Here is a 17875-nt window from a genome sequence, read left to right on the forward strand (position 1 = left end):
TAGAGTTTTTGAGAAATAAAAAAGGCGCTCACTAGGAGCGCCTTTAAATTAATACCAGTGTTACTTGTTATTAAACTGCTTTGGCTGTGTGTAACTTAGCGATGTCATCAGCGCTATAGCCAAGATCAGCCAATACTTCGTCAGTGTGCTCACCCAATACTGGTGATGGACCAACTTCGATTTCCAAATCAGAGAACTTGATTGGGCTACCAATAGTCAAGTACTTACCACGTACTTTGTGGTCCACTTCAACGATAGAACCGCTCTTACGCAAGTCAGGTGAGTTAGCCAATTCTTTCATAGAGAGAACTGGAGCACATGGAATATCGAACTTGCGAAGAATGTCCACAGCTTCGTACTTAGTCTTGTCTTTGAGCCACTCTTCGATGGTTGCGAAGATGTCAAAAATCTTGTCTTGACGGGCTTCAGCTGTCATGTACGCTGGATCAGTTGCCCACTCTGGCTTACCAATCGCACGAGTAATCGGCTCCCAAGCGTGACCTTGAATTGTGAAGTAAATGTATGCGTTTGGATCTGTTTCCCAACCCTTACATTTCAACACCCAGCCTGGCTGACCGCCACCACCAGCGTTACCGCCACGTGGAACTACGTCAGTAAATGAACCGTGTGGGTACTGTGGGTACTCTTCCAAGTAACCAATCTTGTCCAAACGTTGTTGATCGCGCAACTTCACGCGGCACAAGTTCAATACAGCGTCTTGCATTGAGCAAGATACTTTTTGACCTTTGCCAGTTTTTTGACGCTGCATCAATGCAGTCAAAATACCAATCGCCAAGTGCATACCAGTATTAGAGTCGCCCAAAGCAGCAGCAGAAACAGTAGGAGGACCATCCCAGAAACCAGTTGTAGAAGCAGCGCCACCAGCACACTGAGCTACGTTCTCATACACTTTTAAGTCTTCGTATGAGTGGCCATCGCTAAAACCTTTAACAGAAGCCATGATCATTTTTGGGTTCAATTCTTGGATACGCTTCCAAGAGAATCCCATACGATCCAAAGCGCCCGGACCAAAGTTCTCAACCATGACGTCAGAAGTTTTGATCATCTTCTCTAAAACTTCTTTACCTTCTTGAGTCTTAGTATCCAAAGTCAAAGAGCGCTTGTTACCGTTCAACATTGTGAAGTACAAAGCATCTGCGCCTGGAATATCGCGCAATTGGCTACGAGTTACGTCGCCAGAACCTGGACGCTCAACCTTGATTACGTCAGCGCCGTACCAAGCCAACAACTGAGTACATGCAGGGCCTGCCTGTACGTGTGTGAAGTCAATAATGCGAATACCGTCTAATGGTTTAGTCATGTGTGTTTCTCCTTAAGTCTTTCTTGTTTACTTCAAATTTAGCTCAAAAATATTAACTTTTTATTACCGTTTGTTAATATCTTATTTCTTAGCAGCTGCGGTGGATGGGTTTAAGTTCGTTAAACGTCCACTCTCAGTACCTGCAGTTTCATCAATAACAGCATTAATGAGGGCTGGTTTACCGGCAGCAATCGCTTCTGTTAACGCTGCTTCTAATTCTGCTGGGGTAGTTACGTAGTAACCAACACCACCAAACGCTTCAATCATTTTGTCGTAACGAGCATCTTTAACAAACACAGTTGGTGCAACATCAGCGCCGCCTGTTGGGTTAACGTCAGTACCGCGGTATACGCCGTTGTTGTTGAATACAACAGTCGTGATTGGCAAGTTGTAACGGCAAACTGTTTCCAATTCCATACCGCTAAAGCCAAATGCGCTATCGCCTTCAACTGCAACTGTTGGCAAGCCGCTAGTAACGGCCGCGCCAATTGCATAACCCATACCGATACCCATAATGCCCCAAGTACCAGAGTCAAAACGCTTACGTGGCTTGTACATATCAACGATTGCACGGCAATAGTCGAGTGTATTTGCACCTTCGTTTACCAAGTTCACATCTGGGTTCTTCTTGATCACATCACGAATCACACGTAATGCGCCATGGAAGTTCATTGGATTTGCTTCTTTAGCCAATGTCTCTGCCATCTTGGCTAAGTTCTTATCCTTCTTCTCAGTGATCGCAGCAATCCACTCAGCACTTGGCTTAGGAACAGCAGAGATGCCCTTCAAGAGTTCACCAACGCATGAACCGATATCACCAATCAATGGAGCAGCAATTTGAACGTTGCTATCCACTTCGTTTGCTTGAATATCAATTTGGATAAATTTCTTAGGCTCTTTGCCCCAAGTTTTACCTTTACCGTGTGCCAGCAACCAGTTCAAACGTGCACCAACCAATAACACTGCATCAGCTTCAGCCAATATAAATGAACGCGCTGCAGAAGCAGATTGTGGGTGATTGTCTGGCAACAAACCTTTAGCCATCGACATCGGCAAGTAAGGGATACCTGATTTTTCAACTAAGTCACGAATCTCTTTATCGGCTTGAGCATAAGCAGCGCCCTTACCCAAGAGAATCAATGGACGCTTAGCGCCCTTCAACACATCTAATGCACGAGCAACTGCATCAGCCGCTGGGATTTGACGTGGAACTGGATCGATTACTTTGAAAATGGATTTCTTAGCTTCATCAGCAGGCATTGTTTGAGCAAGCAGCTGAGCTGGCAAATCTAAATACACGCCGCCTGGACGACCAGAAACGGCAGCGCGGATTGCGCGAGCAAAACCGATGCCGATATCTTCAATATGATTAATACGATATGCAGCTTTGCAGTATGGCTTAGCAGCATTGAGCTGATCCATCTCTTCGTAGTCACCCTGTTGCAAGTCAACGATTTCACGCTCGCTTGAACCAGAGATCAAAATCATTGGGAAGCAGTTCACAGTGGCGTTAGCTAAAGCTGTCAAACCGTTCAAGAAACCAGGAGCAGAAACAGTCATACAGATACCCGGCTTTTGCGTCATATAACCAGCAATAGCAGCAGCATTACCTGCGTGTTGTTCATGACGGAAGCCGATAAAACGCAAACCTTCTGCTTGCGCTAAACGGCATAAGTCAGTAATTGGAATACCAACGAGACCGAAAATAGTATCGAGGTCGTTTGCTTTCAGGGCGTCAATGACGAGGTGAAAGCCATCGGTTAATTGTGTGTTTTGATTATCAGTTGTCATAGAAATTTATATAGAAATTGCGGGTTTGCTCTTCTAGAGCCAATGCAATTTAGCTTTCGCTAACGTCTCCAATGTAGTTATAAATCGCATAACGGGTTTTGTGTCCCGCTTAGGCTGAGATGAATATTAGGCTTGGGGAAGAGGTTCATCATTGACTTCGGTCAATTTCCCCTTAAATCCTGTAATTACGGGCGGTTTTGCCCCTTAAACAAAGAGCTCTTTATGCTTCGTTTTAAGGCGACTTAGGGTCTCAGGAGAGAGATTGAGGTAAGCCGCTAACTCCTTCTTTGGAAGAAGCTCGAATAAATCCTCATATTTACGCAAGAAACGCTCTACCCGGCCTGGAGCATCGAGCATATGCAAGGTAATGGTGTGAGCCATGATTTCACTCATCAGGCGCATCACCTCAAACTCAAAGCTCTCTTTGAGAGGTTTGTGCTCCTCCAGGAATTCAGCCCACTTCTTCATGGGCATCCGAGCTACACGCGCCTTAGTGACACACGCAATACTGTATGGGGCAGCGGTTTTTAAGCGCCATGCGGCATAGCTGGTTTCAATATCTTTTTCGATAGCAAAACGCAAAATCATCTCTTTGGCATCCGCGCTCGAAACAATCCGTTTCAGAATGCCATCCAAAACGAAGTACTGCTCCATCTGGTGATCACCTTGATGCAGCAAGATTTCTGATTTTTTGAGGTCTGCAATTTCTAAATGGCGCTCTAAATCAGCCATTGCCGAGGGATCCAAGCTTTTTAAGACCGAGTTTTGACTCAACTGTAGGCGAATCAGGTTTTTTTCGGGATGCTTATCTAATACGGTCATGAATCCTTGCTCCAAGACCCTCTATTGTAGGCTTCTTTACCTCTCAAAGCCTTGGATCCCCTCTTGGCGCACATCAAATCCGCTAGAATGATGAGGTCATGGTGCTTTATTGCAGTGCAATAAAGTTAAACGGGAAACACTAAACGTGTGCTGCCCCCGCAACGGTAGGTAAATGCGTCTTTTCTAGCGGTCAAAGACGTCAGGAGTCTGACAAAGCCACTGTGCGCGTCAATCGCATGGGAAGGCCAGATTCTGATATTTACTAGCCCGGATACCGGCCAAGACAGGTGGAATTTTGCGGACGGGGACCTTCGCGCGCCAATAAAGCGCTTAGTTTCTTCATACTGCGCCCAATTGACGCCTGAACTCTTGCAAGTGAAATTCTGTTCGACCCAGCTTACGGGGAAGTGAGCTAGGCAATCGATGACAGAAAGTGGATCATGAAGCAGCAGTTCAACAACAAAAAAGCCGCACTCCTTTTGGGTGCCCTCATCAGTATTAATGCCTTCGCACAAAACAACGCACCAATAGTTTTAGCAAGTGTAACTAGCCCACTTAACCCCATCATCGTCACCGCAACGCGCACGCCAACCAAAGCGAGCGATGTATTGGCTGATAACGTTTACATTGGCCCTGAAGAAATTGAGCAAGCCGGACAGACGAGCTTGGTTGAATTGCTGCAACGACAAAAGGGTGTGACCATTTCTAGTTACGGAACAGGCGGATCTAATGCCAGCGTTTTCTTGAGAGGCACTACCAATAATCAGACTCTGGTATTGATCGATGGTGTGCGTATTGATGATGCAATTAATGGTGGCACTAACTGGTCAGTCATCCCACTGACCATCATTGATCATATTGAAATCGTATTTGGCCCTCAGAGTAGTCTTTATGGCTCTGATGCCATCGGTGGCGTAGTGCAAATCTTTACCAAAAAAGGGGATGGCCCCGCTAAGGTGGGCGCCTCTTTTGGATATGGTAGTTACGGCACGAGTATCAGTGAAGCCAGCATTAATGGATCTACTCAAGACGATCAAAAAATTCGCTACTCGCTTGCCGCAAGCCAAACCCTCTCTATGGGCTTTAATACCATCGCACCTAACAATAAGGATGGGCTTACCGCATCAGGCAGAACGGGCTACGCTCAAGACAGCATTACTGGCAGACTATCCCAGGAGTGGAGTAAGGGACAAGAGTTTGGATTGCAGTTTTTAAATAGTCGCCTGAATAACCAACTGCCCGGGTTTGATCCGCAAGAGTTTTTATATCAACAAACTCAAAATCAAGTTTCTCAATTGGGAACCTATTCCCTCTACTCTAAAAATCAAGTGATGGAAAACTGGCGCAGCCTCCTGCAAGCATCCGCACAAACAGGAACCGCACTAAACCATGCTCCTGGCACACCAGATAATCCAGCATACGACAGCACTCTGAATCAAAGACAAAATATCTACACCTGGCAAAATGATTTCGCTATTGGCGCTGATGTTTTGCAAGTATTAGCGGAAAGAAAAACCCAAAAAGTTTCCAGCAATCAATTGGACTACAACAACGGTGACTTCAACAACTTGACAGCGCCCTACCCTTTTTTGGGCTTTAGTCAAACCCGTAACACCAATTCAGGTGCTATTGCTTATCAACTGAAAAGAGAAGCGCACTTAGCTAACTTCTCACTCCGCAATGACAGCATCACAGGTTACGGACCACAAACTACAGGCGCAGCAGCGTACGGCTACTTCTTCACCAAAGAATGGCGTGCGAACATTAACTATGGAACTGGCTTTAGAGCGCCAACATTTAATGACCTCTACTACCCAGGATACGGAAATACAGCCATCCTTCCTGAGAAAAGTAAAAATACTGAAGCAGGACTTCATTACGAAAAACCAGGTCTTGATGGGCATGTCGTGGTCTTTAGTAACTCCATCTCAAACTTGATTCAAGTTAGCAATTCTGACACGTGCCCGGTGGGAACGGGCATCTTTGGCTGTGCATCCAACGTGGCAAGCGCCAAAATTACTGGTAGCACTTTGAGTGGTACCGTACAAATGTCCTCACTCAGCTTAAAAGGCTCCTTCACACAGCAAAACCCAGTAAACGAGAGCACTAATAGCACTCTGATAAAACAAGCTAAGCAATACGGCAATGTGGCAGGTGAATATCTTTATCTCAAATTAACTGCCGGGATCGGGGCCACCTTTTCCGGAAGAAGGGATGATTTTCAGGGTGCGAACACCGGCATGGGCGGCTACACCATCTTTAACCTCTATGCCAACTATGATTTAGAGAAAGACTTTAGCGTCTTTGCCCGCTGGAATAATGCCTTAAATAAGACTTACCAACTTAGTTATGGCTATAACACCCCGGGCTCAAACGTATTTGTAGGACTACGTTACGCCATGAAATAAGCTCTTTTTTCAGACTACAATGCCAGTATGAAAGAGACCGCCCCTCCTTCCACTGGCGACCTAGCCTTAGGTATGGATGCGCTTAGCGCATCCATCAATCGAGTGGCTGGAAAAATTCAGGTTATTGCTGAAGCTGTGCAAAGCATTAATCAAAATCGAGTGCAGCTTGAGGGTAAGATTGATGAGGCACAAAAGCGAGTTCAACGCATCTTGAGTCGCCTGCCAGAACAAAGCGACGGTCGCCAACTCAATCTACTTGGCGAAGCTATCCCACCAAATAACCCTGAGGATGACAATGAGCCAACAACGCATTGAGGTAAGTCTTGCCGGTCAGAGAATTACTCTGGCAACTAGTGCCGAGCATGAGCCATTACTCCGTGCAGCGTGCGTCTTGGTAGATGAACAAATTCAACTGGCTATTAATGGTGGTAACCGCAGTATTGAAAGAGCGAGCATGATGGCCGCACTCAAAATTGCTGGCGATCTTATTACCTTACAAAAAAATCCATCACAGCAAAGCAGTTCTTCCAATGTCAGCACAGATGAAGTTACTCGCCTACAGGGTGAGATTCGTGCACTTGAAGACCAGGTAGATGCTTTGATGCAAACCCTTTCCCTGCCTGGTTCGCCAAGGCCAATAGTTCCTTGAACCGATGCGCAAGCATCCGGAACGATCTTTACCTTGTGGGCGCGAGCGTTTTGCAAGTTCACAGTGCCAACTTAGACTTGGTTACTCCCTGAGCCTCTTAATGCACCCGAAACAGAGTAGCCGTTCCACCTTGAACCTTAGGGTTCAGGATGACGGCCTAGCGGCTAAGGCGGGGAATTCATGTTACTAAACGACATCTTGATGTTGATGTTGTGTGGTGCCATCTCTGGCTACCTGGCAGGACTGCTGGGTATTGGTGGCGGTATGATCCTGGTGCCCTTCATGATCTTGGTTTTTAATCATCTAGGATTTAGCCAAGAAGTGATTGTGCACATGGCCATTGCAACAGGCATGGCCACCATACTGTTTACAACCACCTCCGCAATTTGGGCGCATCACAAACATGGCTCGATTGATTGGAAATTAGTTTCTTATTTAAGTCCCGGAATGATTTTTGGTGGATTGGTTGGTGGCAGTGAATTATTCGAAGCACTCAAGACCTCATGGCTCTCACTCTTCTTTGCCGTCTTTATTGTTTACACCTCAATCCAAATGCTGCTCAATAAGAAGCCTAAAGCAGGTAGAGATTTGCCTGGGACGCTTGGATTATTTTCTTTTGGCACCTTTGCTGGAGCTCTTGCAAGCTTAGTAGGCGCAGGCGGGGCATTTATTACTGTGCCATTTATGCTTTGGTGCAATGTCAAGCCGCATACAGCGATGGCTACTTCATCTGGCTTGGGTTTTCCAATTGCAGCAGCAGCAACTATTGGCTATATGTATGGAAGCTGGGGCAATCCTAATCTTCCGGCAGGCTCTCTGGGCTTTGTTTATTTACCGGCGGTTGCGTGCATTGTGACGGTCAGTATCTTTACTGCACCCTTGGGTGCAAAGATGGCCAGAAAACTCGATATTGCTCAGCTCAAACGAGTTTTTGGCATCATGCTTTTTTTCCTTGCAGCCTTCATGTTTAATGAAAGTCGCAAGGCATTCGGCTTCTAATTACGCTGCGTACTGCTGACGCAAAATATTCTTTTGCACCTTACCCATAGCGTTACGAGGTAAATCAGCAACAATCTCTACGCGCTTTGGAATCTTAAAGTTTGCAATTTGTGTTTTCAAAGTAGCAATCATTGCTTCTGCATTGAGTTTTGCTCCAGCCTTAGGCACCACTACTGCCATCACTGCCTCACCAAAATCAGGATGCGGAATACCAATCACGGCACTTTCATCAACACCAACCATGTCATCGATAAAGCTTTCGATCTCTTTCGGGTAAACGTTGTAGCCACCAGAAATAATCAAATCTTTGCTACGGCCAACAATGCACAAGTAATCATTTGGAGCTTTGCCGCCATTGGCATCGCCACCCCAACGACCGACGTCGCCTGTTTTAAACCAGCCATCCTTGGTAAATTCTTCGGCAGTCTTCTCAGGCATACGCCAGTAGCCTGCAAATATGTTCGGGCCCTTCACTTGAATACTGCCAATCTCGTTTACTTTGCATGGCTTGTTATCTTCATCCACTACACGCACCTTAACGCCAGGCAATGGTAGGCCAACTGAACCACCTACGCGCTTGCCTTTGTAAGGATTAGAAACCAACATCACCGTCTCACTCATGCCATAACGCTCAAGAATCGGCTGGCCAATCACTTCTTTGAAGGTATTAAATGTTTCTGTCAGCAAAGGAGCTGAGCCGGAAACAAATAGGCGCATATTGCTTGCTACTTTTTTAGTAAATCCTTTGTCAGCCAATAGACGTACATAGAATGTAGGTACACCCATCATCACTGTGGACTGTGGCATGTGCTTAATCAGCTGTGCCGTATCTAAACGTGGCAACCAAATCATCTTGCTGCCATTAATCAATGCGCCATGCGCCGCCACAAACAATCCATGAACGTGGAAGATAGGTAAAGCATGTAGCAATACATCGCCTTTTTTCCAGCCCCAGAACTTTTGCAACACTTGTGCATTGCTGCCAAGATTCTTATGAGTAAGCATTGCGCCTTTACTGCGTCCTGTTGTACCAGAGGTATACAGAATCGCTGCAAGATCATCATCTTTTGCTGGAATAGTCTTGAATTTGTCGCTCAGATTTCGTGCACGCTCTAATAAGGTACCCGTACGATTCTCATCCAGCGTAAATACATGCTTAGTGCCAGCCTTGGAAGCCACCTTAGAAACCCAAGAGAGATTCTTGCTGCTGCACACAACCACTGCGGGCTCAGCATTCTCTAGGAAGTACTGGATTTCAGCTGACTGATAAGCGGTATTCAGCGGCAAATACACATAGCCCGCACGAATCGTTGCTAGATAAAGAAAAAGTGCTTCAGGAGACTTCTCAACCTGCACTGCAACCCTGGCTCCTTTTGGAAGCTTCAGGCTAGCAAGTAAATTGGCAAGCTTGGCGGTTGCTGACTCAAGGTCACCCCAAGAGTAATAAAGACCGTCGTGCGTCTCGAGAGCGCACGCTTTTTTATCCTTTGGAAAACCTTTTTCCAATACTGAATACAAATTCATGAAAATATTCCTTGATTTCTTAAACTAGAGGCGCACCCATTACCCTATTAGATAATCCAGTGGCGATTTCTGGGAATACGCAAAGCAATACAACAGAAAAAAGCATGATGAATACAAATGGCATCACGCCGTAGATGATTTCACGCAAGGTGATATCAGGGGCAATATTCTTAATAACGAAAATATTCAGACCAACTGGTGGATGAATTAAGCCCGTTTCCATCACAATAGTCATCACCACGCCAAACCAGATTAAATCAAAGCCAGCGGCACGCAGAGGTGGCAAGAAAATTGGCGAAGTCATCAAAATAATTGAGACGGGTGGCAAGAAGAATCCTAGGACGATCACCATTAGTAGAATGGCTCCCAATAGCACCCATCTGGAAGTATTTAGATCAACAATTGCCTGTGCAGCAGACTGACTTAAATGCAAGTAACTCATCACATTTGCAAATAAGAGGGACATACCAATAATGAACATCAACATCGCGGATTCGCGGATCGTGACATCTAATAATGGGTACAGGTCCTTGAAACGCCACATCTTATAAATCACTGCAATTAATAGAAATGCAAAGACTGCGCCCAATCCCGCTGTTTCAGCAGGCGTTGCATATCCTCCGTACAAGGCAACCATTACACCGATCAATAAAACTAAGAAAGGCAGCACTCTAGGCAATGAGCTCATTTTTTGCTGAATGGTGTAGGTTTGACGCTCCAATATGGGCGTAGAAACCTTAGTCACGGCATAAGCCTCGTAAGCGCTGGTGTACTCTTTACGGAAGCGATAGACCGTGTAGACGGAAAAGAATATGACCAGCATGACGCCAGGGCCAATAGCCGCCAAGAATAAGCGTCCCAATGATTGCTCTGCTGCCACAGAATACAAAATCATGGTGATTGAAGGTGGCAATAAAATTCCCAAGGTGCCACCAGCAGCAATAATGCCTGCTGCAAAACCTGGAGAGTAGCCACACTTACGCATCTCAGGAATTCCTGCGCTACCAATTGCAGAGCAGGTTGCGGGGCTAGATCCGGCCATAGCAGCAAACAGCGCACAAGCAAATACGTTCGCAACTCCTAAGCCGCCAGGTATCTTACCCATCCATACATGAAGAGCATCATACAAATCCTTACCCGCACGTGAACGGCCAATAGCGGCGCCTTTCAAGATAAACAATGGTATGGACATCAAAGTAATACTGGACATCTCCTCATACACGTTCTGCGCAACCGTATCTAATGATGAAGCAGGCATGAAGAAATACATAAAAATAATTGCAACAATACCTAAAGCAAAAGCAATTGAAATCCCCGAAAACATAATCACCAGGGTTACAAAAGCAAATAAAAGACCAATGGTAAGAATAGACATATTAGTGACCCCCACTCACAACATCAGTAGTGATCGTTTTTCTGATGAAAATTTGTAGAAATAGTTGAAATGTGAGCAATGCCATGCCAGCAAACATCATTAAATAGGGAATCCACAAGGGAGGAGCCCATGTGGAGTTAGTTACTTGACCATCTACCCATGCTTCCTGAAGCAAATCCCAAGTTTTCGTAGAAAAAAAGGCAAAAAATAGGCAGGAAATCACATCAATAACAATTCCGCGCACTTTATTAACCGGGTGAGGCAACAGGCCCTCAATTGCAGAAATTCCTATATGGCCACGCCTCTCTTGCACATATGAACTGCAGAGAAAAGTTACGCCCACCAAGCAAAATAGAGCAGCTTCATCTTGCCAGTCGTTCGCCGTATGAAATAAACCACGAGACATAACGCTGTAACTCAGAATGAGGGCCGCAGCCATCAGGGCGAGTGAGCCCAGTAACACCAAGAATTTATTCACTGCCGACATCACCCTGTCGGCAGCTTCTAGAATCAACATCATTTTATGAAAGCTTTTCTGCCGAGCGCATCATTGCAGCACAAGTTTCATTACGCTCCGAGAATTCTTTCCAAGCAGAATTCTTAGCCACTGCCTTCCATTTATCAACTACCGACGTATCCATTTCAAAAACCTTGTTGCCGGCTTTAACAAATGCAATGGATGCATCAATATCATCCAACTTGGCCTGTTCGGTACCAAATTTTTCCATATCCACCCCGACCGCCATAATGACGTCGCGTTGTTTTGGTGTTAAAGAATCAAACACCGTTTTTGACATCATGAGTGGCTCTAACATATACCAATAGGATTTATTTTTGGCGGAGGTAAAGTTTTTAGTTAACTCCGCAAGCTTGAATGACATTAAGCTTGCTGATGATGTGTAGGCTGCCTCTAGTGAGCCGGTTTGCACGGCCTGATAAATCTCATTCGAAGGAATCGAGGTCATTACGGATGCACCGGCTGCCTTAAGCATGGCATCAAATTCACGACTGCCACCCCTCACCTTAACGCCCTTAACGTCGTCCGGAACCACGATAGGACCAGAACGTGTAGCAACGCCACCAGCCTGCCACACCCAACTAACAATCACAATACCCTTGGACTCCATGACCTTATTCAAGATCTTACCAACTTCAGCATTTTTCCATTTAGCGCCCTGTTCATAACTAGTAACTAGCGCTGGCATTAGACCAATGTTAGCCTCAACAACCTCTCCACCCGCATAAGGCATTGGGTAGAAACTAAAGTCAAGAGCGCCTTTGCGGAGAGCGCTAAATTGAGCATTTGTTTTCATTAATGAGGATTGCGGATAAACGTCAAACTTCAATTCGCCGTTTGTTTTTTTAGTGACCTCTTCACCGAACTTCTTGCATAAACGATCACGGAAGTCTGTGCCACTTGGAAATTGGTGAGAAATCTTTAAACTTTTAGCGCCTGATTGAGCAAACGCGCTCAGATCGTAACCAGCAACGGATGCTCCAGCCGCACCCAGCAACAATGTGCGACGCAATTGAGAAATTTCTTTTGAATCTGTCATGCTCATCTCCTAAATGACTATTATTTTTCTACTTACAACTGTGGGTACTGCCAGTTTTGTAGCCGCTGGCTTCTTCATGTTCCATTCTAAAGCGAATACTCTGTGAATTCTGCTTTAGAGCCTCCTCTACTAAATTTCTTGCTTAGGGCTGCATTAAACGACCAACCGCACGGGAATAATCAATTTCACCCCGGGTAAATCGCTCATGATTCTCCTCAACAGCCGAAAGATCATATAAATAATTAACCATAAGTGCCGCGGACTGTCGCAAACCCTTGCGAGAGAGGTCTCCAGCCCAGTTAATTTGATGAAGCTTGGCGCCGTTGCCCAAGTGAAATTTGGCAACCGGGTTACCGTTACGGCCAGCAGAACCTAAACCCAAGTAAATACTTGCGAGGCACAGTAAAGCGGCTTTTTCTTTTTCAGTAGCATTGTCTGGATGCCAACCAGTACTTAAACGCTCAGACCAAGAGCGATTAGAAAGCCCAAGAACTTCCAAGGATTGCTCACGAGCTGTGCGAACTGCCGGCTTAAGTTGGGTGCCAGTCTTTTCACCGCCAACATCTGCGCCAGCAGAGACCCAGTCAATGAAACCCGGGATTGGTGAAAGGGTTACAAATGTTTTAAGACTTGGGAACTCTGCATGCAATTGCTCTGCAACCCGCTTAATCAAGAAGTTACCCATTGAAACACCACGCAAGCCTGGCTCGCAGTTACTAATGGAATAAAAAGCAGCCACTTTGTATTGTGAAGTTTGATGAACGGTCTCTGCCTTTTTATCTACCAAAGGCGTAATCACAGCGGGGATTTCTGGCAATAGCGCTACTTCAACGAAAATCAAAGGTTCATTTGGAAGCTGCGGATGAAAGAACGCAAAACATCTGCGATCAGGCTGCAAGCGGCGGCGCAGGTCATCCCAACCATCAATTGCGTGTACAGCCTCATGCTGAATGAGCTTTTCAAGAACTTCGGCGGGCGACTTCCAATCCACCCGATGCATCTTTAAAAATCCTGGGTTAAACCAAGAAGATAAGAGGTGACGTAAGTCAAAATCAACTGCTGTTAACTCTGGCTGCTTTTCAAGTAATTGCAACAGGTCACGACGCATACCTACGAGCGCAGCAGTTCCATTGGTTGCACGGTTAAGTCGACGAAACAATTCTTGCCTCGGTGGCTCAGTCACACGCTGTAATTTAATGTAATTGCGAGCACTCGCCTCTGCTGAAAAATTTTGCGCGGCAGCCATGACCGCAGCGGCATCGGGATTTAGCTTTTCAAATAGAAAATTGAAAAATTTAGAATGCTGATCTTTGGAGAGCTTGCGATAGTTATGGATGACATCATCGGCCATGCTGACAGCATTCGATTCACCGCGCTCAGAAATGAGTCGATTGACCGCGCCTGTAACGCGGGAAAAGTAACGGGCTTTTGCTAGCTTTTCAAGCATGTGTATCTCTCAAAGAATTCAACCCAAAGGGTAGCGGGTTGATTACTAATGTATAGCTGAGCCATACCTGAATCAATTAATGAAAGTGTATATTCATTAACTTTAAGTTAATGAATTAGAAAAAGTGTTTAGACGGGTTCAGGGATTATTGCGATGCAACATGCGGGTTTCAGCCGCTAGAGCAAGGATGTTGGGGTTTGATTCATTAGCCTGGAGGTACATTAGGCCGATATGCTGCGTCACCTGATATTTTGGCAATAATGGGGTAAATTCAATCGCATCACCCATTAATGCCTTCACCCTGCCGGGCAACAAAGATCTTCCCAGGTCCCCTGAGACCATATTCATGAGAGAAAAGATATCGCCCACCTTCATGACTACATTGGGGGCAAATCCAGCCAACTGGAAAGCCTCATAAAACCCTGAGGTGGTGGCAAAACCATCTTGAAGGGTTAAAAATTTCTCATTTTGGTACTCAGATAAATCAATATCAGCTTCGGTTGGCTTATTGTTTTTTGAGGAAGCCAAAAACAACTGGTCCTCAAAAAGGGGGACTACCTGGACACCCTCCGGAAGATCTCTTGTGGGAACTGCCATGACTACTGCATCTACATTTCCCTCGCTGAGTCTTTTCATCAAATCCTCGTTAGATCCTAGATATAAATCAATATCTAAGTCGGGTCTACGAATTTTGGTACCCATGATAACTCTAGGAATAATATTGGCCGTCAAAGAGTACATTGACCCCAGACGAATTTGCCCACTCTCGACACCGGCTTTGGCTCTCGTCTTTTTTAATACACGGTCTACGTCAGCCAATAAATCGGCACTTGCTTCAGCCAAATAAATAGCTGCTGGCAAGGCCTTTAACTGACGTCCATCTTTTACAAATAGAGCGCACCCTATTCCGGACTCCAGAGAATGCAGCGCCTTATGAATACTGACTGAACTTAAACGCAACTCTTCTGCTGTTTTTGAAAGACTACCGGTCCGAATAAACGAGCACAGCACCTCTAATTTTCGAAGTGTTAGCTCTTCATTCAGCATGAGCTAATTATTGACTCTTTGATTTAAATGCAGCCATGAGATAGAGGCCAAAGAACATCATTGGCACACACAACCACTGACCCATCGATAAACCTAAGCCTAGAAGGCCCAAGAAGGAATCGGGCTCACGCGCATACTCAGCCAAGAAGCGGCAAATACCGTAACCCAACATGAAAAATCCAGATATCTGGCCAACACGTCTTGGCTTACCCGCATAAATCCAAAGCGCAATACCCAGGAGCACACCCTCACCAAGCAGTTGATAAATCTGTGATGGATGGCGTGGCACAGAATCCACTAAAGGAAAAATCATTGCCCATGGAAGATCGGTAGGTCTACCCCATAACTCGCCATTAATAAAGTTACCCAGACGACCAAAAGCCAAGCCAAAGGGAACTAGTGGAGCGACCAAATCACTCACCACAAAAAAAGTGGTCTTATGCTTTTTAGCAAACCAGAAAAGTGCAACTAGCACCCCTAATAAACCACCATGAAAAGACATGCCACCTTCCCATATTTTAAAAATACTCAAAGGGTGAGTTAGATAGAAGCCTGGCATATAAAACAAGGTGTAGCCCAAACGACCACCTAACACTACGCCAAGAACGCCGGCAAACAGAAGATCCTCAAGATCTTTATAGGTCCAACCCAGGGCTTGATAACGAGGTGATTTAATGCGTAAGCGACCCAAAAGCAAAAATTGAACAAAGGCCATCAGATACATCAAGCCATACCAATGAATTGCAAAAGATCCAATACGAATTGCTGCAGGGTCAAACTGTGGATGAATCAACATAGTTCTTAGCTTTTGGATTGGTCAAAGTTATGTAACTCATGGCCTAACTCTCGGTAGGCTTTAAAGCGCTCGCGCCCTGCCAAACGCTCTGCTTCATTCACCGTGACCACCTCAACAATTCTGGGAAAGCGCGCAACCAAGGCTGGTACATCAGCAGGCATACGCATTCCTAAATGAATCATGACATCAGCATGAGGAATGTTATTCAGGGATGAAGATGCAAAGTCATCAGTTAAGACAATGGGCGTTTCTACTGCGGCCTCATCCTCAATAAAACAGTGCGGCAAGAAATCGGTACTGCTAAACGCCCAAAGAAGGTCGTTCAACTTTTTCAGATCTGCTTTCTCACCCACCATCACAATATTGCGGACTGGCTCACCTTCAGGCGTAGCACTCCAAATCTTACGCGTAAGGCGACAAGCGTATTCCAACTTATCACTCACATTGCTATGAAAATCAATTCGAGCCATTCAATATTTATCCGAGATCTAAGGTGCTTACTTGTGCTCGAGCAAGAAATTCACCAAGAGCGGCACAGGACGACCGGTAGAGCCTTTGGCGGCACCGCTTTTCCATGCGGTGCCAGCGATATCCAAATGAGCCCATTTATATTTCTCAGTGAAGCGAGACAAGAAGCATGCCGCTGTCACGCTACCAGCGGGACGACCACCAATATTAGCCACATCTGCAAAATTGGATTTGAGCTGTTCATGGTAAGCAGCATCCAAGGGCAAACGCCAAACCGTATCCAAAGAAGCATGGCCTGCTTTAGTCAATTCACTTACCAAGTTCTCGTCTTCAGAAAACAATCCGCTATGTACATGACCCAAAGCAATCACGCAAGCGCCAGTTAAGGTGGCAACGTCGATCACTGCCGCCGGCTTAAAGCGCTCTACATAAGTCAGCGCATCACAAAGAATTAAGCGGCCTTCTGCATCGGTGTTGAGGACCTCAATAGTCTGCCCAGACATACTCTTCACAATATCGCCAGGACGAGTTGCTTGGCCTGATGGCATATTTTCACAAGTAGGAATGACGCCAATCACATTCTTCTTTAATTTCATCAAAGCAACGGAGTACATCGTACCGATCACTGAAGCTGCGCCACACATGTCGTACTTCATTTCATCCATAGCTTCGCCTGGCTTTAATGAAATTCCGCCAGTATCAAAAGTGATTCCTTTGCCAACAAGAACAATCGGGGCCTCTCCTGCTTTACCGCCTTGATGCTTCATCACAATAAATTGTGGCGGGGTATCAGAGCCCTTAGCCACAGATAAGAATGAACCCATTCCCAAAGCTTCAATTTGTTTGAGCCCAAGCACATCCACTTTCAGAGCAGTCTTTTTGCTTAAACCCTGCGCTGTCTTGCCGAGGTAAGTTGGTGTACAGATGTTTGGAGGAAGATTACCCAAATCCTTCGCCAGGTTCATCCCCTCTACCATCGCGACGCCTTGCTCTACTGCAGGCTTCAGCTCTTTAGCACACGCATCGTTACCTGCAAAGACGAGATGCTTAAATGTGTCTGCTTTATCTTTTACTTTGAATTTCATTGCTGGTTGACGCACGCCAAAACGATAAGCTTGGTCGCCAGCGTATTGAACAGTTAGGCGAACCTCTTCGGCAATGAAGTCAGCTTTGTGTGCAAGCGCAAAGCTTGGTGTAAACCAAAGCGCACTTTCAACTGATCCGCCACTTAAAACCTTCAAAGCTGCGCGAGCAACTTTGGAATAAGTAGTCAAACTCCGTTCGCTAGCAAGATGCACATCGCCCAAAGCCACGAGTAATACTCGTTTTGCCTTAACCCCATTGGTGGACCAAGATTTTTCTGCGCGTAGCATGCATACGGAAGCTTGCGTGGAATCTAAATCCCCAACCAGATTGGCATGATTGACTGAGCCTCCGAGCAAAAGATCTAGCCCTGGCAAAAATCCTACTTTTGCCTTTGCGTCTTTAGCGCCTGAGAAACTATCAAAATCCGCCTTGGAATACGCCAAAACCAAGCAGTCGGTATTGTAGCTAAGCAAGGATTTGAGGCTAGATTTCTGGAGTTTTAGACTCTGAAGGTCTGCTTGAGGGAAAATCTTGGTGCTGAATTGAATTGTCATAATCTATTACAGTGTTTTGGTCGATTCAAAAG

General features: G+C 45.6%; 15 protein-coding genes, 1 other RNA gene, 1 pseudogene and 1 riboswitch. Of the genes and pseudogenes, 5 read left to right on the forward strand and 12 right to left on the reverse strand.

The window, feature by feature from the left end; genetic code table 11:
• Positions 1 to 70: 70 nt before the first annotated feature.
• The 3 genes from frc to VC188_RS04805 form a co-directional block, all read right to left on the reverse strand.
• Entirely contained in the window at positions 71 to 1321 is a 1251-nt protein-coding gene (gene frc, locus VC188_RS04795; protein WP_215320399.1) for a formyl-CoA transferase, read from the reverse strand.
• 81 nt (positions 1322 to 1402) lie between these two features.
• Positions 1403 to 3112, reverse strand: a complete 1710-nt coding sequence (gene oxc / locus VC188_RS04800; protein ID WP_323483205.1) for an oxalyl-CoA decarboxylase — start codon at positions 3110 to 3112, stop codon at positions 1403 to 1405.
• A 204-nt stretch (positions 3113 to 3316) separates the two neighbouring features.
• Entirely contained in the window at positions 3317 to 3934 is a 618-nt protein-coding gene (locus tag VC188_RS04805) for a Crp/Fnr family transcriptional regulator (RefSeq protein WP_072583791.1), read from the reverse strand.
• A gap of 82 nt (positions 3935 to 4016) precedes the next feature.
• A riboswitch (cobalamin riboswitch) is annotated at positions 4017 to 4232 on the forward strand.
• 142 nt (positions 4233 to 4374) lie between these two features.
• Between VC188_RS04805 and VC188_RS04810 the strand changes: the two genes are divergently transcribed.
• The 5 genes and pseudogenes from VC188_RS04810 (at position 4375) to VC188_RS04825 (ending at position 7990) form a co-directional block, all read left to right on the forward strand.
• Positions 4375 to 6342, forward strand: coding sequence for a TonB-dependent receptor domain-containing protein (locus VC188_RS04810; RefSeq protein ID WP_215320403.1), 1968 nt, complete (start codon positions 4375 to 4377; stop codon positions 6340 to 6342).
• Between the two features lie 27 nt (positions 6343 to 6369).
• Positions 6370 to 6657: a hypothetical protein gene (locus VC188_RS04815; RefSeq protein ID WP_323483206.1), complete on the forward strand. Its 288-nt coding sequence runs from the start codon at positions 6370 to 6372 to the stop codon at positions 6655 to 6657.
• A pseudogene (locus VC188_RS12045) lies at positions 6638 to 6853 on the forward strand (cell division protein ZapA); the annotation flags it as partial. The gene VC188_RS04815 and the pseudogene VC188_RS12045, both read left to right, overlap by 20 nt.
• 99 nt (positions 6854 to 6952) lie before the next feature.
• Positions 6953 to 7171, forward strand: a non-coding RNA gene (ssrS, locus tag VC188_RS04820) — 6S RNA.
• Positions 7172 to 7990, forward strand: coding sequence for a sulfite exporter TauE/SafE family protein (locus VC188_RS04825; protein WP_215320408.1), 819 nt, complete (start codon positions 7172 to 7174; stop codon positions 7988 to 7990).
• Here VC188_RS04825 and VC188_RS04830 read toward each other — a convergent pair whose 3' ends face one another.
• From VC188_RS04830 to VC188_RS04870, 9 genes are all read right to left on the reverse strand, one after another.
• Complete coding sequence (locus VC188_RS04830; RefSeq protein WP_323483251.1) at positions 7991 to 9520, reverse strand: malonyl-CoA synthase; 1530 nt, start codon at positions 9518 to 9520, stop codon at positions 7991 to 7993.
• A gap of 13 nt (positions 9521 to 9533) precedes the next feature.
• Positions 9534 to 10889, reverse strand: a complete 1356-nt coding sequence (locus tag VC188_RS04835; protein ID WP_323483207.1) for a TRAP transporter large permease — start codon at positions 10887 to 10889, stop codon at positions 9534 to 9536.
• Position 10890: 1 nt separating this feature from the next.
• Complete coding sequence (locus tag VC188_RS04840) at positions 10891 to 11409, reverse strand: TRAP transporter small permease (RefSeq protein ID WP_323483208.1); 519 nt, start codon at positions 11407 to 11409, stop codon at positions 10891 to 10893.
• Between the two features lies 1 nt (position 11410).
• Positions 11411 to 12445, reverse strand: a complete 1035-nt coding sequence (dctP, locus tag VC188_RS04845; RefSeq protein ID WP_323483209.1) for a TRAP transporter substrate-binding protein DctP — start codon at positions 12443 to 12445, stop codon at positions 11411 to 11413.
• Between the two features lie 142 nt (positions 12446 to 12587).
• On the reverse strand, positions 12588 to 13892 hold the full coding sequence (locus VC188_RS04850; RefSeq protein WP_216191769.1) for a malonyl-CoA decarboxylase domain-containing protein: 1305 nt from the start codon (positions 13890 to 13892) through the stop codon (positions 12588 to 12590).
• Between the two features lie 138 nt (positions 13893 to 14030).
• Positions 14031 to 14939: a LysR substrate-binding domain-containing protein gene (locus tag VC188_RS04855; protein WP_323483210.1), complete on the reverse strand. Its 909-nt coding sequence runs from the start codon at positions 14937 to 14939 to the stop codon at positions 14031 to 14033.
• A 7-nt stretch (positions 14940 to 14946) separates the two neighbouring features.
• Positions 14947 to 15735: a prolipoprotein diacylglyceryl transferase gene (lgt, locus tag VC188_RS04860; protein ID WP_215320418.1), complete on the reverse strand. Its 789-nt coding sequence runs from the start codon at positions 15733 to 15735 to the stop codon at positions 14947 to 14949.
• A gap of 5 nt (positions 15736 to 15740) precedes the next feature.
• Positions 15741 to 16205 (reverse strand): DNA polymerase III subunit chi, encoded by a 465-nt coding sequence (locus tag VC188_RS04865; RefSeq protein WP_215320420.1) that lies wholly within the window; start codon positions 16203 to 16205, stop codon positions 15741 to 15743.
• 27 nt (positions 16206 to 16232) lie between these two features.
• Positions 16233 to 17837, reverse strand: a complete 1605-nt coding sequence (locus VC188_RS04870) for a leucyl aminopeptidase (RefSeq protein WP_416350494.1) — start codon at positions 17835 to 17837, stop codon at positions 16233 to 16235.
• Between the last annotated feature and the right edge of the window lie 38 nt (positions 17838 to 17875).

This window comes from Polynucleobacter sp. MG-28-Ekke-A2, assembly GCF_035012985.1.
GTDB lineage: Bacteria > Pseudomonadota > Gammaproteobacteria > Burkholderiales > Burkholderiaceae > Polynucleobacter.